This window comes from Vibrio sp. VB16 (assembly GCF_015594925.2).
Lineage (GTDB): Bacteria > Pseudomonadota > Gammaproteobacteria > Enterobacterales > Vibrionaceae > Vibrio.
The window spans coordinates 2,437,519-2,452,425 of sequence record NZ_CP087590.1 but is presented as its reverse complement, the minus strand read 5'-3'; the positions used below and the strand labels follow the sequence as shown (position 1 = coordinate 2,452,425).

General features: G+C 39.2%; 14 protein-coding genes and 1 pseudogene. 9 read left to right on the top strand and 6 right to left on the bottom strand.

What is annotated here, in order from left to right; genetic code table 11:
- Window positions 1-5: 5 nt before the first annotated feature.
- Entirely contained in the window at window positions 6-323 is a 318-nt protein-coding gene (locus IUZ65_RS11070) for a hypothetical protein (RefSeq protein ID WP_231363585.1), read from the bottom strand.
- A gap of 741 nt (window positions 324-1,064) precedes the next feature.
- The gene (locus IUZ65_RS11065) at window positions 1,065-2,027 is read right to left on the bottom strand and encodes a transposase (RefSeq protein WP_195703783.1); all 963 of its coding nucleotides are present in this window, start codon (window positions 2,025-2,027) and stop codon (window positions 1,065-1,067) included.
- Between the two features lie 429 nt (window positions 2,028-2,456).
- Between IUZ65_RS11065 and IUZ65_RS11060 the strand changes: the two genes are divergently transcribed.
- The 4 genes from IUZ65_RS11060 to IUZ65_RS11045 all read left to right on the top strand — a co-directional run bounded on the left by IUZ65_RS11060 (window position 2,457) and on the right by IUZ65_RS11045 (window position 6,439).
- Window positions 2,457-4,100 carry a phosphoethanolamine transferase gene (locus IUZ65_RS11060; RefSeq protein WP_195703782.1) on the top strand — a complete coding sequence of 548 codons (1,644 nt, stop codon included), beginning with the start codon at window positions 2,457-2,459 and terminating at the stop codon, window positions 4,098-4,100.
- Window positions 4,101-4,263: 163 nt separating this feature from the next.
- The gene (locus tag IUZ65_RS11055) at window positions 4,264-4,629 is read left to right on the top strand and encodes a diacylglycerol kinase (RefSeq protein WP_269213761.1); all 366 of its coding nucleotides are present in this window, start codon (window positions 4,264-4,266) and stop codon (window positions 4,627-4,629) included.
- Window positions 4,630-4,912: 283 nt separating this feature from the next.
- Window positions 4,913-5,722: a substrate-binding periplasmic protein gene (locus IUZ65_RS11050; RefSeq protein WP_195703781.1), complete on the top strand. Its 810-nt coding sequence runs from the start codon at window positions 4,913-4,915 to the stop codon at window positions 5,720-5,722.
- Window positions 5,723-5,791: 69 nt separating this feature from the next.
- The gene (locus IUZ65_RS11045) at window positions 5,792-6,439 is read left to right on the top strand and encodes a hypothetical protein (protein ID WP_195703780.1); all 648 of its coding nucleotides are present in this window, start codon (window positions 5,792-5,794) and stop codon (window positions 6,437-6,439) included.
- 40 nt (window positions 6,440-6,479) lie between these two features.
- On the opposite strand, the gene IUZ65_RS11040 is transcribed toward IUZ65_RS11045, so the two are convergent.
- The 3 genes and pseudogenes from IUZ65_RS11040 to IUZ65_RS23495 form a co-directional block, all read right to left on the bottom strand.
- Complete coding sequence (locus tag IUZ65_RS11040; RefSeq protein ID WP_195703779.1) at window positions 6,480-6,932, bottom strand: GNAT family N-acetyltransferase; 453 nt, start codon at window positions 6,930-6,932, stop codon at window positions 6,480-6,482.
- An 85-nt stretch (window positions 6,933-7,017) separates the two neighbouring features.
- On the bottom strand, window positions 7,018-8,058 hold the full coding sequence (locus tag IUZ65_RS11035) for a DUF2157 domain-containing protein (protein ID WP_195703778.1): 1,041 nt from the start codon (window positions 8,056-8,058) through the stop codon (window positions 7,018-7,020).
- Between the two features lie 82 nt (window positions 8,059-8,140).
- Window positions 8,141-8,245: pseudogene (locus IUZ65_RS23495) on the bottom strand (IS5/IS1182 family transposase); the annotation flags it as partial.
- Window positions 8,246-8,432: 187 nt separating this feature from the next.
- Between IUZ65_RS23495 and htpX the strand changes: the two are divergent.
- From htpX to IUZ65_RS11015, 4 genes are all read left to right on the top strand, one after another.
- On the top strand, window positions 8,433-9,296 hold the full coding sequence (gene htpX / locus IUZ65_RS11030; RefSeq protein ID WP_195703777.1) for a protease HtpX: 864 nt from the start codon (window positions 8,433-8,435) through the stop codon (window positions 9,294-9,296).
- Between the two features lie 178 nt (window positions 9,297-9,474).
- On the top strand, window positions 9,475-10,506 hold the full coding sequence (locus tag IUZ65_RS11025) for a GGDEF domain-containing protein (protein ID WP_195703776.1): 1,032 nt from the start codon (window positions 9,475-9,477) through the stop codon (window positions 10,504-10,506).
- A 217-nt stretch (window positions 10,507-10,723) separates the two neighbouring features.
- Entirely contained in the window at window positions 10,724-12,688 is a 1,965-nt protein-coding gene (locus IUZ65_RS11020) for a GGDEF domain-containing protein (protein ID WP_195703775.1), read from the top strand.
- Between the two features lie 313 nt (window positions 12,689-13,001).
- Window positions 13,002-13,310 carry a hypothetical protein gene (locus IUZ65_RS11015; protein WP_229638043.1) on the top strand — a complete coding sequence of 103 codons (309 nt, stop codon included), beginning with the start codon at window positions 13,002-13,004 and terminating at the stop codon, window positions 13,308-13,310.
- Between the two features lie 101 nt (window positions 13,311-13,411).
- Here IUZ65_RS11015 and IUZ65_RS11010 read toward each other — a convergent pair whose 3' ends face one another.
- Window positions 13,412-13,831, bottom strand: a complete 420-nt coding sequence (locus IUZ65_RS11010) for a VOC family protein (RefSeq protein WP_195703774.1) — start codon at window positions 13,829-13,831, stop codon at window positions 13,412-13,414.
- A 400-nt stretch (window positions 13,832-14,231) separates the two neighbouring features.
- On the opposite strand from IUZ65_RS11010, the gene IUZ65_RS11005 reads away from it, so the two are divergent.
- Window positions 14,232-14,714 (top strand): YbaK/EbsC family protein, encoded by a 483-nt coding sequence (locus IUZ65_RS11005; protein WP_195703773.1) that lies wholly within the window; start codon window positions 14,232-14,234, stop codon window positions 14,712-14,714.
- Window positions 14,715-14,907: the final 193 nt, after the last annotated feature.

The window sequence follows — 14,907 nt, the reverse complement described above, 5'->3', positions numbered from 1 at the left end:
CTGAATCACACCGCCATCAATATTGATCGCATTGCACTTTCCCACAGATAACTAGGGGTATGATCTACCGTGTAATAGTCTACCGTTCCATGCTTAAACATCGGTTTTTTAAATGACGTGGGTTTGGCAAAAAAGAAGCCCATACCTTCGTCACAACTCACATCAATAATTAGGCTATTGGGTTTAAGGCATGCACTTTCAGCTTCAGTTACAAAATCTGTTGGATGGTCTGGATTTCGAAACGTTCCGTTTACGGTGGTATCTGCCTCACTGATCAGATCTGACAGTGGCCGACTAGTCCCGTCGTGGTCCGTAATGACCACCCGACATCCCAAATGGTGCACCATACCCTTCTTCAAAATTAGCTGGTGACGAAGCTCTTCAGGAATGCGCAACAAGTGTTAAAGATGAATTGGAAATCGTCTTTCGTCTTCTTTTCTCGAAATCCCAATGACTCCTACTTTTGATGTATTCATGTCGTTTACCTTAATAAAAAAGTTTATTGAGTGCCTCTTTAATATATAAATGATCAGTGTTGCTAACAGGCTAGGTTCTCTCAATGTCCCGTTTTTTGACGCAAGTATTTTGATGTGTATTTCAAACTTCCTAAGGAACAGGTCCAAACAAAACTAAGAGTTGATGATACGAAGTAAACTCAAATGGAAGGCATTGAATTCAAAAAATCGACAGACGAGAATGTCTGCTCATCGAGGGAGAGGGTGAAAAAGATAAGCTCTACACCAGAGCACGGTTGCTATTGTCATGTTGGTAAAAGAATAAGACATTACTTATAGACAGTTAGTAAGCAATTTTCATGCTTTCTAAGCAATATATAAGTGTTCTTTCTAAGCGGACACACACCTAGAGAAAAATTGATGAATGGGATTACTGAGACCATTTAAAGTACGTTTGTTAACAAACTGGGTTATTCGCTAGTTTTCCATGTGAATTATGGTCGAATGCTTCGCAAATATGAATTGTAAATTGGATTGAAATGCTAAAGAAATGAGTATTGAAAGCAAGTCGATAAGACTGGGCGCTGGGCGATAGGTTAGGTTGAAAATTTAATTATCCAGCCGAAAAAGATGAATTCTTACCTTTTTCATATGTAACTTTGCGGCTTCTGCGTGGCAATGACATCCAACGGCGGTTACCCCGTATCGTTCTAACTGAATGCATGCGTCAAGCCAGGTAGTTTGTGCAATATCAAGTCTTTGTAATATAGGGGGGAGTGACGGCTTTAACGTCGCCTTGTTTTCTCGATATTGTCGTGCTGTCCAATCAACTAACTCAATATAATCCACCAATCGGAAAGGAATACCGTGAATGATCTTATGGGTTGAGTTACCGACGAAAGGGAACAGGAAACGGGCTTTTTCTTCTTGTTCTTTTAATGCCTCTAGCCGGACTTTTATTGATGTGAATTCTGAGGTTTCAGGTTTCTCTGCGATACCTGCTTTTAGTGGATTAAGATCGACATAAGCCATGGCTGCCAAGAGTGCTTGCTCATCCAAAAGAGCTTGGCTTTTAAAGCGACATTCCCAAAAATGCCCTTTGCAGTTGTCCTCTTGATTCGCTTTTAAGGCAATATCGTAATTGAGTTCTTTCATAAACCAGCTTAAATTCCATAAACGATTTCGCCATGAATCGATAATCCTTAGGCACGCCTTTTCTTCTGCTCTAGTTGTAATTTGATGGGAAAGCCAACGTTGAATCAATGCGGGCAATTTATGACTGAGTTGCCAGCGCTCAATCACTTGATTAGACGACAACCCGAGAGCTTTATCACGATTCATATGCAGTACCAAATGATAATGGTTGCTCATAATGGCGTAAGCGCAGATATCAATGCAGTAAAGTTGAGATAGAGCTTCAATTTTAGTTTCAATCCAAGATCGACGATGCTCATAGCTCTGTTGAGTATACGGGTCGACACCACATAGAAAACTGCGTCGAACACAACGAGAAACACAGTGGTAATAAGGTGTCGATTCAATAGAAACCAGTTGTTTTCTAGCGGTGGTCATAAGGCAACCCGAATGTGATGGAAATAGATACGGATAATGTACCGCTTAAGAGAAGCGAAGCCACCTCTAACGATTTGATTTGAGATTGACTTAGTATAAATTCATTCTTTGGCTAGACTTTCGGGCGTGTGTCCCTTAATCCTTCTATGGAAATAGATACGGATAATGTACCGCTTAAGTGAAGCGAAGCCACCTCTAACGATTTGATTTGAGATTGACTTAGTACAAATTCATTCGTTGACTAAGCCTTTCGGGCGTGTGTCCCTTAATCCTTTCTCATTAATCCTATAGCGTGACGTATCGAATTGAGCTTCTTGAAATAGAGTAATAATGTATCCCTCAGATCAACTAAGCTTACACATTTTATTCACACGGTCTCTTTTATCTTATCATTCTAATTTTTGTAAAAGATGTGCTGTTGTAATTCTCATGACAAGTTTTAAAATTATTAATAAGACTCAATTTTCGATCAGTAGTGGTTGTTTCATTATTATCATGTCACTGTACTTTGGATTTATTCTCAATATCCCCGTGGTGACAAAACTGATTCAACTCGCTTCCGCGCATGGAAATCCGACTTTCGCGTATTTTAGCCCTTTGTTACTTAGCGCCACATTCGTGCTTATTTTTCCAATTTTTAATATTCCCTATTTTCGAAAGCCTTTTTTCATTTTTCTAACAACAACATCAGCTATGGCGGGCTATGCGACCTATAAGTATGGCGTAATGTTTGATTACAGCATGATAGAAAATGTTTTTGAGACGAACAGTGGTGAGTTATTCTCATATGTAAATTGGGTATCTTGTTTATACGTGTTAATCCTTGGAGTTATACCATCAGTTTTAATCACGCGAGTGTCCTTCAAAAAAAGTAAGTCATTGAAAAATAATGTTGTTCAAAAGCTGGCTGTTATTATTTCTGCATTGTCTATTATTACGATTATTTTTATCATGTCGTATAAAAATTACGCATCGGTTGGAAGAAATAACGCTTACTTGAATAGAATGATCACACCTAGTCACATTTATTACTCAGCGAAATATATAAAAAACACTTTTTTTACAACGCCACTCGAATATAAAATAATTGGTGATGATGCCCAAATTATCCCGGCTCGAAATGGGAAACCATTGTTGATGGTTCTTGTCGTTGGCGAAACGGCCCGATCTTCAAGTATTCGATACAATGGGTATTCAAGAAATACAAATCCATACACAGAAAATCTAGATATTATTTCGTTTAAAGATACTTCATCATGCGGCACTGCAACCGCGCATTCGTTACCCTGCATGTTCTCTAACTTAGACAGAAACAATTACCGTAAAGAAAGGGCGAATGCACAAGACAACGCTTTAGATATTATCAAACGATCTGGAACATCTGTCGTGTGGGTAGAAAACGATGGAGGTGATAAATCAGTGGCTAAGCATCTGGATAAAAGAGTGATAACCCCGAATAACTACCCAGATTATTGCTCCGAGGGTGTCTGCACTGACGAAGTAATGCTGGAAGAGTTTGACAAAAATATGAACCAAGAACAGAAGGTAAATAGGCTGATGGCGTTCCATATTATTGGAAGTCACGGGCCAACATATTGGAAACGATACCCTAAAAATCAGGAATTATTCACGCCTGCGTGCAATCAGAGTGATATCGAAAACTGTTCAGACGAAGAGATCATCAATGTTTACGATAATACTATCGCGCACACAGATTATATCATCGCAAAATTAATTGAAAAGTTAGAAAAATACCGAGACCAATATAATGTTGCGTTGATGTATATTTCGGATCACGGTGAGTCATTAGGAGAAAACGGTCTTTATCTCCACGGTACGCCTTACTCATTAGCACCCAATGAACAAACTCACGTACCTTGGTTTTTATGGATGGATAGTGCTTTTGAAAGCACCTATAAAATCAATCGTCAGTGCTTGAAGAGTAAAGCGGAAAATGAACATGTTTCACAAGACAATTTGTTTCATTCATTAATTGATTTCGCATCCGTCGGTACATCAAGCATTAATAGAGAGATGAGCATTATTTCTGGCTGCCGAACATCAAATGGATGATTAGCTTACTAAGTTAATTGATCTGCGAAGCAAACGGCTTGAATGAGCTTCTATAGATGTAGATGTAGATTTGAATTTGTAGATTGTCTGCACATTTTATTCACATTTTAAGACGTATCATATCTGCCATGTAGACATCCTATTACAATCGAGATACGTAACAGTGAAACCAGGAAACACGGGGCTAAAACGTCTAGTTTTAGCTTCTTTTTACTCAATGAAAGGTTTGAAAGCTGCGTGGAAAAATGAAGCGGCCTTCAGACAGGAAATTATCGTTTTTATCATCGCCTGTCCCCTCGCGTTAACTCTCCCAATATCTCTATACGAGAAATTGGCGCTTGTTGCTTCTTTGGTGTTGCTTCTTATCGTGGAGTTGCTGAACTCCGCCATAGAGGCGGTAGTCGATAGAATAGGCTCAGAGCATCATGATTTGTCAGGAAGAGCGAAAGATATGGGGTCTGCTGCTGTCTTATTTAGTTTGATTTTAGCTTTGGCTACTTGGGCTTGCGTGCTGTATTCGAACTTTTAATGTACCCGAATATTTCTTAGAAACGCGCCTTGTGTGATAGTTATTCATGGTGAGCATCGGTACCACATGGATTAATATGCTGCTGCTGTCTTGAATGAAACTTCTTATCCATTAATGTGTTAACGCTCAATAGGGCCGTTATAAAAACTGCGAAAATGACCTAATGAAACTAGTTGTTTATCAATTGGTTATCTTTGCGTTGTATTGTTGGGTATCTAATTGACTATTGAGCGAATTGGAATAATACTTTAACGATGAAATATAACGTTAAAGGATATAGGCAGTGTTTTTCCGAGGGAGTTTCCGATTAACGTTTGAGATCAGACATGTTTTTATTGTTGTTATCGCTTTACTAGTCACATCCAATGCATTTTCAGCGTCTCGAGTTTTAACCGCAGTCACACTTGAATATCCTCCTTATGAATTTTCAGTAAATGGAAAGGCACAAGGCATCGCCGTAGAAATTATAGAAGAAGCGATTCGTAGAACGAATGGCAATAATATCAATTTTACTTTTTTACCATGGAAGAGGGCGGTTTACTCGGTAAAGTCAGGACAAGGGGATATTCTTTTTAATGCAGGGAAAAATGAAGAACGACAGGAATGGGGGAGGTATGGTGAAAACGTTCTTATATTGCAAAAGTATGTATTGTTCAAAAAAAGAAATGCGGACATACAGGTAAACCCTTATTTTGATGATGTAAAAGATTATTCTATAGCGGTTCGACTCGGCTATTTATACGGCAGTGGTAACTTTAAAAAGGCCCTCAAAGAGAATAAGTTTTCTAGGGTTACTGATTCAAAGTCTACGAAACAAAGTGTCGATATGCTTTTAGGTGATCGAATTGATTTATTTGTTGGCGATTACCTTCCCGTCATGCACTACTTAAAGAGCAATAGGCTCGAGGAAAGTATCGATATTGTTAAGCGTTCTGATATAAGTACCGATGATTTGGTCGTCCTCGTTTGGCCAACCTATATGCTTTTCAACAAGGATAGCGTGAGTGAAGGCTATATTGAGCAAGTGAATCAAGCGATGACACAAATGAAGTTAGATGGATTTATCGATGCGGTATTTGAGCGTTATAAATAAAATAACCGCTAGAAACATCAGGAAAACAGGATTCACGGCAGTAAATCACTAAAATATCAAGGGTATATTGTGATAAAAAAAATAATATTTGCGATTTTTATTGTTATTACGTTAGTCATAGCGGCTGGAATCGTTCGTTTTAATTTCACTAATGATGATATTTATGTTGTGCAAACGGATGGGCAAGTTGTCCCCTTTGAAACAAGTAACGATACTAATGTAATGTTGACGTTATTTAGTTTTAAAACCGACAATTACTGGCAGGTACAGTTACCTGATTCGGACGCCAAAGCGAAGTTAACGGATATAAAGGAATATGATGATCTCCACCTTGCCGTCGGGGAGTATCAAGATGGAGAAGAATATGGTCTAGTCAGCGTAGTCTACAATAAAATCACGACTCTAAACCTTAGTAACTTCGACGAGGAAATGGTGTTTGCTGCTCCATTTTCAGTATCAAATCAAGGGTCTGGCGTCTTTTGGTATTTAGGTTTGTTTACACTAAATACGAATACGGCTGAGATTAGGCAAATGGATGTATTCTTTCTCGGAGACAGAATAAAAATAACTGAATTGAAACCAGATGAACCTTTCGATATTACCTCCAGCCTTCTGATAACCTACTTTAAGCATAGTCAAACACAAAGCATGGCAGATAAACCCAATGTAAGAGTAGGTCAACGAGTAAAAGTCTCGATGAAAGGTTTCTCAGAATGAATCTACGGCTTTCAGCTGTGTAGCCTTCCACCTCTTCTTTTTAGCGATCTCTTTCGAGATCAGAAGGCGTAAGTTGGATCCTCATTTCGACTAACTGATGCTCTCCGACCATTTCGACCTTTCGTACATATGTAAAACCAAACTTTTCGTAATAACGCCTTAAGTATTCATGGGCGTGCATCTCAATTGAAATACATCCACATTGGCCAGCGTATGATATTAAAGCGTCGACGACTTTAGAGGCAACGCCTGAGCCACGATACTGTTCGATGACGGCAACCCTTGCCAATACTGCATGGCCGACGTCGTCTACAGACAGACGAGCGGTTGCAACCAACAAGTCATCAGCTGTTACTAGCGCATGGTTGGACATATTATCTAGGCCATCATGGTCCAGTTCTTGAGGGATATCTTGTTCTACAACAAAAACTTGATGCCGAATCGAATGCGCTTTTGAGATGATTTCTGGCGTATTTCCGATAGTTAATTTCATTCAATTAATCTTCCTTTGTACACATAGATAGCAGCTAATCTATGTTAGTGGGAAAGCAATGGTTACAAGGTACGAATATTCGGAATCATGTGCGCCTCGATGATTTGTCTTCTAATAATTGTTTTAACGACAATGGAAGAAGGCGTCGTGATTTTTCAGTAATAACATCTTCATGTTTTTGCCAAAGAACGCCAAGATATATAATGCTCAATCCAATAGCGGTTAATGCAATAGGAAACAACCAGCTATCTTCAAAAACATCTTGTGCAAGATGCCCAAGATAAATACAACTTCCTATCGCACCAAAGACAACAAAAACTCTGCGAACAAGTACTACGCCAACCCCAACCATCAAAAGATTGATGCATAAATAGATGAATTTTGATAATTCACTATCCGAATTCTGCAATGAAAGGCCCCCCCAGAACGCCACAACGCCACAAAGGTAAATCCAAAAGGCATAATCAGCTTTGCCCTGTGACCGAAGATCTATCCATAATGCGAGGAATATCATTAATATTCCGAAATAAAGTGAGACAAATTCTCTCATCTCCCATGATGTATCAGGACCAAAGTACATAACGGCCAAGTCCATCGACATAAACCAAAGGGTGATAGCAATAGGCATATTTAGAAATGGGTATTTATATTTCCAAATGACGATCGCCCCAACACACAGTGTCCCCAGTTCTAGATATAGCCAATGCCATTCAATGTACCTGTAATAATTGTTGTAAACGCTGTCATCAGGCCAGACCCCCAGCCATTGTTGAAGTCCGTAAATGGTTAATGGGGTTAAGCAAACGACGAAAGTGGCGCATATACCCGCAGGTAGATGAAGACTTTTATTCGCGAAAGTCTGCGTCATCTTTATGCCTAGAGCCGAATAAAGAAGCGATATCGCAATGATACCTATACCCCCGAAAGACTCCCAACCTAGATTCATAAATAAGGTCATGGCACCAATAGCAATCAACCCGCCCAAATAATAAAGCACGTGAGTGAAAATGAATTGAGGAGAATTAGCAGCGTGCTCTTGAAAGAACTCAAACAATTCACTTGCTTGGTCAGGTGAAATGATTTTTTGTTCAACTGCTTCGCTGAGTGTTTTCTTTGTAATGTTCATCACTATCCTCAATGGCCTCAAACAATCATTGGCTTTGTTTCCTAATTGGATCTCAGATAGAAACTGCCAATATGGGTGACTATTAGGCTATTTCTATCGTTTTAGGTATACCTAACCCTGTGAGTTTATTCAATGCTTTAATCATGGCGTAAGTTCCCGGATTTAGGAAAAAAGGTCGCAGTATTAGTAAGTTTTATGTCGATGATAAGGTTTCTGATAAAAGAACCGTTGACAATTTGTTTCAATTTCCCGCTTAACCTTGTCATTAAAATCAATGACTATATGGCTAAGTAATCGCGTCGTACTGCATGTTATGGGTTTGCCGCTATAATAAAAGGTCAATTGACCAATACGTGTTCTACCGGAGAGAGTAAATGAAACGAGTCATGTTGTTTTTGGCAACCAACTTAGCGGTAATTTTGGTGCTAAGTATTGTCCTAAATATTGTGTATGCGACAACCGGTGTACAGCCGGGCAGTTTGAGTGGCCTATTGGTTATGGCGGCGCTATTTGGTTTTGGCGGTTCTCTTATTTCGCTGCTGATGTCAAAACGTATGGCATTACGCTCTGTTGGTGGGCAAGTAATAGAGAGCCCAAGAAATGAGACAGAACATTGGCTGCTAACCACTGTAGAAAGGCAAGCAAAGCAAGCGGGTATAGGTATGCCAACCGTGGCCATCTATGATGCGCCAGACATCAACGCGTTTGCGACAGGCGCGAAACGTAATGATTCGTTAGTTGCGGTATCGAGTGGTTTGTTGCAAAACATGACTCGCGATGAAGCCGAAGCGGTACTTGCTCACGAGATCAGCCATATCTCTAATGGCGATATGGTCACTATGACACTGATGCAAGGTGTAGTGAATACCTTTGTTATTTTTCTGTCTAGATTTGTAGCGAATATAGTCTCTTCGGGTAATAGAGACGAAGGGCAGGGCAGCAACATGATGCTGTATTTTGCGGTTTCTTTTTTCTTAGAAATGGTTTTAGGTTTTCTCGCCAGCTTTATTACCATGTGGTACAGCCGTCGCCGAGAATTTTATGCGGATGCCGGTGCTGCGAACTTAGTGGGTAAACAGAAGATGATTGCGGCTTTGGAAAGGTTAAAGGTGAGCCATGAACCACAATTAGAAGGATCGATGATGGCGTTTGGTATCAATGGTAAACATACAATGATGCAGCTTCTGATGAGTCACCCGCCGCTAGATAAGCGTATTGAAGCGTTAAGAAACAGTTAGTGTTATGAAATAGACAAAAAGTATTGGGGAACTTATGATCATTTCCCCCATTCCCGAAAATGGGAATATCCACTATTTTTCTAAAATAACAGCGAACAAACAGGAAAATAGTGAATAAAATCTGTACATTAGAGGCAATAATAAATAATAAGAATAACAAGAGCGACTTGGTTAACAGATGACGAAACAGGACTTTCATAAAGCCGCGGAAACACTCAGAGCCGCCGTACCTTTGATGATTAAAAATCAGACACCTACAACCCCACAAAACTATGAGCTGTGGTATACGTATATCGAGCAAACTCAACCCCAGTTAAATAATGAGTTAGACGGAATTATGGCAGAATATGGTTTATGTTTGCCGAGTCATAATAAAGCGCTTTATCAGACTTACTGCGCAGGGAAAGCAGAATCGGATATACGTAAATTAAAAGGAAACCTCGAAAGTCTCGTTAACGAGGTGTCGCTTTCAATGCGGGACACGCTTGCCGATACCACGTCGTTTGAAAAATCGATAGAGGAAAACTTTTCAGATCTAGACAAAATAGAAAAAGGTGCAAATTCCTTTGAAGACTTGCTCTCATTGGTTCGTGATTTTGCAAAAAATTCAGAAAAAGTGAAAAATGCCACCAGCTATTTCAATGAACAAATGAGTACGGCGAGTACGGAAATTTCTAACCTTAAAGAAGAGCTAGAAAGGGTGCAGAATGATGCGCTTTACGATAGTCTTTCTGGGTTATTGAATCGCGGCGCATTTGATAAAGCCATATCGGCTTATTGTATTTCTGAGCATTCGCAGCCGTTATGTTTACTACTTTTAGATATAGATAACTTTAAACGCTTAAATGATGATTATGGCCATGTGTTCGGTGACATAACCATCAAAGCTATCGCTCAACGGCTACAGGCCAGTTGCCGGGATGGATTTACGGCTTATCGATACGGTGGCGAAGAGTTCGCTTTACTAATGCCAAGTACGTCCCTTAATGTTGCCAGTCAGTTTGCAGAAATTGTGCGCAGATCGATAGAAAAAATTTCTGTTAAGAATAAGCGAACAGGCAAACAAATTGGGAATATTTCGGCTTCTTTTGGTGTCGCTCAGTTCGGGAAAGGTGAAACCTCGATATCAATAATCGATAGAGCAGATCAGCAACTTTACGAAGCAAAGCGTTTAGGCAAAAATAAAGTGATGCCTACTTTTGTTGGCTAGGTCATTCAGGTTAATGGTTTTGCGTATACGGCTCATTCACAATGTCACATCACAATGAGTGACGGTTCTTTAGGGTGTTATAATCTAACCGCCTTCACGCCTTTGAATATTCGTCGGCAAGTGCTTATATATTTGAGTAGCTATTAGGTGTACTGTTGTATATCAACACTAAAACTATACTATTCATACCGTCATGATAAAAACCGTATTATTTGTAATGACTTTTTTGTGGTTGGCAACAATAAATAATGTTGTCTACGCAAATGACGACTCTCCAATTAGAACGTATAACATTGCAATTGAAGCGGATGATATTACAACGCGTATATTGTTTGATTCGGCGGCACGTAGTTTTGACCTCAATATAGAATATGTCACATATTCTAGCTTTGATGCCATTTTGAAGGCGATTGAGGTTGGAGATGCTGACTTTGCCGCGAATGTGACTTTTACGAAAGAAAGAGCGGAGCACTTTGATATATCATCGCCGACGAATATTGAATATACCTATCTTTTTAGTAACACAGGGGCTCACCTAAATGAGATTAACGTTGTCGGTGTGCCAGAAGGCACCATTTATAGTGATCTAATTCTTGAATATTACCCAGAGATTAAGCAGGTTCCTTATCTAGGTCACGATGCTGCTGTTGACCTTTTGTCTACCAACACGGTTGATGGTGTCGTTGACGCTATTAATCAATTAAAGCCTATGCTTATGAAAGGCTTTCAGGCGGAAATCTTGAATGATCAAATTCCTATAAAGCCTGTCTCTATTGTGGCTCCTATGGGAATGCATACGCAATTACTTCAAAAGATTCAGGGGCACGCCTACAGTGAGGAAGTACAAGGCGTATTAAGCTCAGCGATTAAAGAGTATCAGTTTACTATTCGCCAGCAATCTCTTCGTATGGCAGTAAAACAAAGTTCGTTAGATCTGCAAAAGAGATACAAGGTTAAGTCAGAGAATCTAGATGAGTATACCGTTTATAATAAAAATGGTGCCATTGAAGGTATCAGTGTCGATGTGGTTTTCCAAGCATGTGAGATACTAGAGATAAAGTGTGACATTGTAAGTAAAGTAGATGAGACATGGGAAAGTATGTACTCTGATTTACTGCAGAAGAAAATTGATATTCTTGCGCAAGTTATTATTTCTCCACAGCGAGAAAATCAAATGTACTTTAGTGAACCTTACTATTTTCCAGAAGTCGTTCTGTTAAGGCGAGCAGGCTATAAAAATAATGTTTATAGTAATATTTCAGAACTGATCACAGAGCGAGTTGGCGTTATAACGAAAGACTTTTACGATACGTTGTTAACTCGCATGCTACCGAATAAAGTATTGTATCGATATGAGAATCAAGATAGTCAAATTCAAGCACTGTTAGATCGCGACGTTGACTACATTGTATTAAGTCGAACCAATTATGATCACCTTTTAATAAAGTCGGGTACAGTACTCCCTTTCGTAGAAGATACATTAATTGGTAACTTCTATTCCTCTAAAGTAGCCGTTGCATTTGCTAAAAATGAAATGGGCAGGCAACTGTCGCCTCTCTTTTCTCGAGCGATTCAAATGCTCGACCTACATCAAATCGTGAACAAATATAATGTTATCCCTGATTGGCGTGCAAACCTGTTCGCTGAGAAAAAATTTAATAACTACCGATTATGGCTGTTACTTTTACTTCTTCTTTTGGTTGCTACTATTGCCTATTTTCTTCATGTTCAGGCAATAACAGACAATTTAACGAAATTGAAAAACCGTCGAGCTCTGTATCGGAAATTTGCACGAGGTATACCTTCACAACACACCGTTATTTACTTAGACGTAAACCGGTTTAAGTTGATTAATGATACCTTTGGGCATGAAATTGGCGACCGAGTACTCAAACTATTAGCAGAAAAAATCAATACCCATTGGAAAGGTAATGCCTATCGCATTGGTGGTGATGAGTTTATTTTAGTGTGTGAAGAAAAGTTTGGTGAAAATAGAGAGAAGTTATTCAAATCTATATCTAATTTCGAAGAATTTTTATTTACTGATACACAAAATAGCCTTAGTTTGACGGTGACTGCGGCCGTTGGAATATCATGGCGTAGAAAACAAAATATGTCGCTAGAGAGTGTATTACATCATACCGATGCTGAGATGTATAAAGCGAAACATCGTACCCGATAGATTGGCAACTGAGATCTAAAATTAGCTCTTTCGTTCCACCTCTGCTTCTCATTCCCACGCTTCAGCGTGGGAATGTAGACGTTACTTAGCGATCACCCGCATAGTCAACATCCCGCGATTTATCTCATTCCATAGCAAGTCCATAATCTGCAACGAATACGTTGAATGACAAAAGGAAACAATAGGAAGGAGCCGATACAAAATCGTCCAACAGAATGCGCCTCATTTTGTGACCTTAACGATTTTACACTGGATACCTGTTTTTACTCGTCCACAGACAGTGGGCATTTTGCTTAACTCACTGTCCTTTTTGATGAGCGAAGGTTTAAAGTTTTATGCTTATGTGATCTTAGAAAATCATCTGCATTTAGTCGTGCAAAGTGAACATTTAAGTAGAGATATTGCTCGTTTCAAGTCATATACAGCTAAAGAGTTAATCTTGTATTTAACTGAGCATAATGTAAGAACTATCTTAGATGAGATGATGTATCAAAAGGTTGATTACATTCACCAAAACCCAGTTAAAAGAGGCTATATTGATTACGCTAGTCATTGGCGATATTCCAGTGCTCGCGATTACGAAGGTGAATCTGGCCTAATTGATATTTGCCGATCATGGTAGTACTGAAGCTACCCACTTAAGAGTATGCGAACGTAGAGGTACTGTGCTTTTGACTGGGTATGCACTCCCACGCTGGAGCATGGGAACGAGGGCAAACCAAATTAACTGGAGCGGTTACGTAGTTTAGGGTCATCGCTTAGATATTCCACGAACTCGACTTCAAACCCTGCTGGATCAACGAAATATATATTCTTCCGATATGGTTCCTCTGCACCAGATTTTGCTATTGAAAAGCCAGCTTGACCGAGCCTCTGTACCAATCCTTCAATGTCATTAGTCACATAAGCGAAGTGAGCTAGACCGACTTGATGCCCAGATAAATCACGGTTCTTCCCCTCCCCATTATCACTTAACGCGATATAGTGATACTCATCGCCAAAGTGCAACCAGTTACGCGGCTTACCGTACCAGTCTCCTTTCCCTTCATCACGAACGTACCAGTGAGGGAATACTGCTTGGTAAAATTTCAACATTTCTGAGATGTCGTTTACCACTAAATTAACATGTTCCAATTGAATCATTTCTCTCTCCTTAAGTTTGTTTGTAAGCAACATTGTCTATGCTAATACTTCAACCTAAGTTTAAGTAAAGCGTTTATTGTCACTAAATCGAGGAACTTGAGGAGGTTGGATTGATTGCGTATGAAAGTGGCAAATAAGACTTGCTATCCTCTGTGTGAGTCTCCCTTTTTATAAGTAAAACTTATTACCAATTATTTTTATTAGATATATTTATTACGCCAATGGATCTAATCTGTAAGTGTTCACGCGTCTGGTGTTATAGGGTATCAATTGATGCAGCATAAATGGCACTGACGTTTGCATACTCAAAAGCAATAAAATGGATAGATGTCATCTTTACTATGATTATATTTATTATTGTCGCTTCTCTAACCAAATTATTTTGGAGTCAATATCTATAATGGAACGTTTAGAATCTATTTATCAGTTCAATAAGCAGTTATTTGAAAAAAACAATATCGCCTTTAAACAGTGGCAACACGAACCCATCCATGATTTTGCTACCGATGAAAAAGTAGCTAAAGAACTAGGTCTTACTGGAACAATGAGCAAAAGTTTATTTTTGAAACTCAAAGGTGGTGGTTTTGCTTTATTACTAACAGAAAAAGATAAAAGGTTGGATAGACACGCTGTTAAAGCGGTTCTGGGAAAACGTGTTTCCATCTGTAGCCCAGAAGAGATGACAGAAGAGATTGGTTGTCTACCTGGAGCTGTTTGCCCCATTGGGCTTCCTGAACATGTCCAAATAGTAGTAGACCAAGAGATGATAAATAAAACTGAGATTCTTTATACACCCGGTTATCCAGATAGAACGATTGGTTTCTCCGGAAACGACCTCCCTAGATTGTTAGACCAACTGCCTAACGTAGTTTACCTTATTTAAGCGAAGGGGCATGACCTCGCCATACGGTTATTCATTTTTGATAAGCGAAGGTTTAAAGGTTTATGCTTATGTGATCTTAGAAAATCGTCTGCATTTAGTCGTGCAAAGTGAACATTTAAGTAGAGATATTGCTCGTTTCAGGTCAAATACAGCTAAAGAGTCAATTTTGTGTTTTACCGAACCAAATTAGGTA

Coding starts and splice junctions, on each gene's coding strand:
- IUZ65_RS11065 (WP_195703783.1), bottom strand. CDS start 2,027: ATGACCACCGCTAGAAAACAACTGGTTTCTATTGAATCGACACCTTAT.
- IUZ65_RS11060 (WP_195703782.1), top strand. CDS start 2,457: ATGACAAGTTTTAAAATTATTAATAAGACTCAATTTTCGATCAGTAGT.
- IUZ65_RS11040 (WP_195703779.1), bottom strand. CDS start 6,932: ATGAAATTAACTATCGGAAATACGCCAGAAATCATCTCAAAAGCGCAT.
- IUZ65_RS11035 (WP_195703778.1), bottom strand. CDS start 8,058: ATGAACATTACAAAGAAAACACTCAGCGAAGCAGTTGAACAAAAAATC.
- htpX (WP_195703777.1), top strand. CDS start 8,433: ATGAAACGAGTCATGTTGTTTTTGGCAACCAACTTAGCGGTAATTTTG.
- IUZ65_RS11025 (WP_195703776.1), top strand. CDS start 9,475: ATGACGAAACAGGACTTTCATAAAGCCGCGGAAACACTCAGAGCCGCC.
- IUZ65_RS11020 (WP_195703775.1), top strand. CDS start 10,724: ATGACTTTTTTGTGGTTGGCAACAATAAATAATGTTGTCTACGCAAAT.
- IUZ65_RS11015 (WP_229638043.1), top strand. CDS start 13,002: ATGAGCGAAGGTTTAAAGTTTTATGCTTATGTGATCTTAGAAAATCAT.
- IUZ65_RS11010 (WP_195703774.1), bottom strand. CDS start 13,831: ATGATTCAATTGGAACATGTTAATTTAGTGGTAAACGACATCTCAGAA.
- IUZ65_RS11005 (WP_195703773.1), top strand. CDS start 14,232: ATGGAACGTTTAGAATCTATTTATCAGTTCAATAAGCAGTTATTTGAA.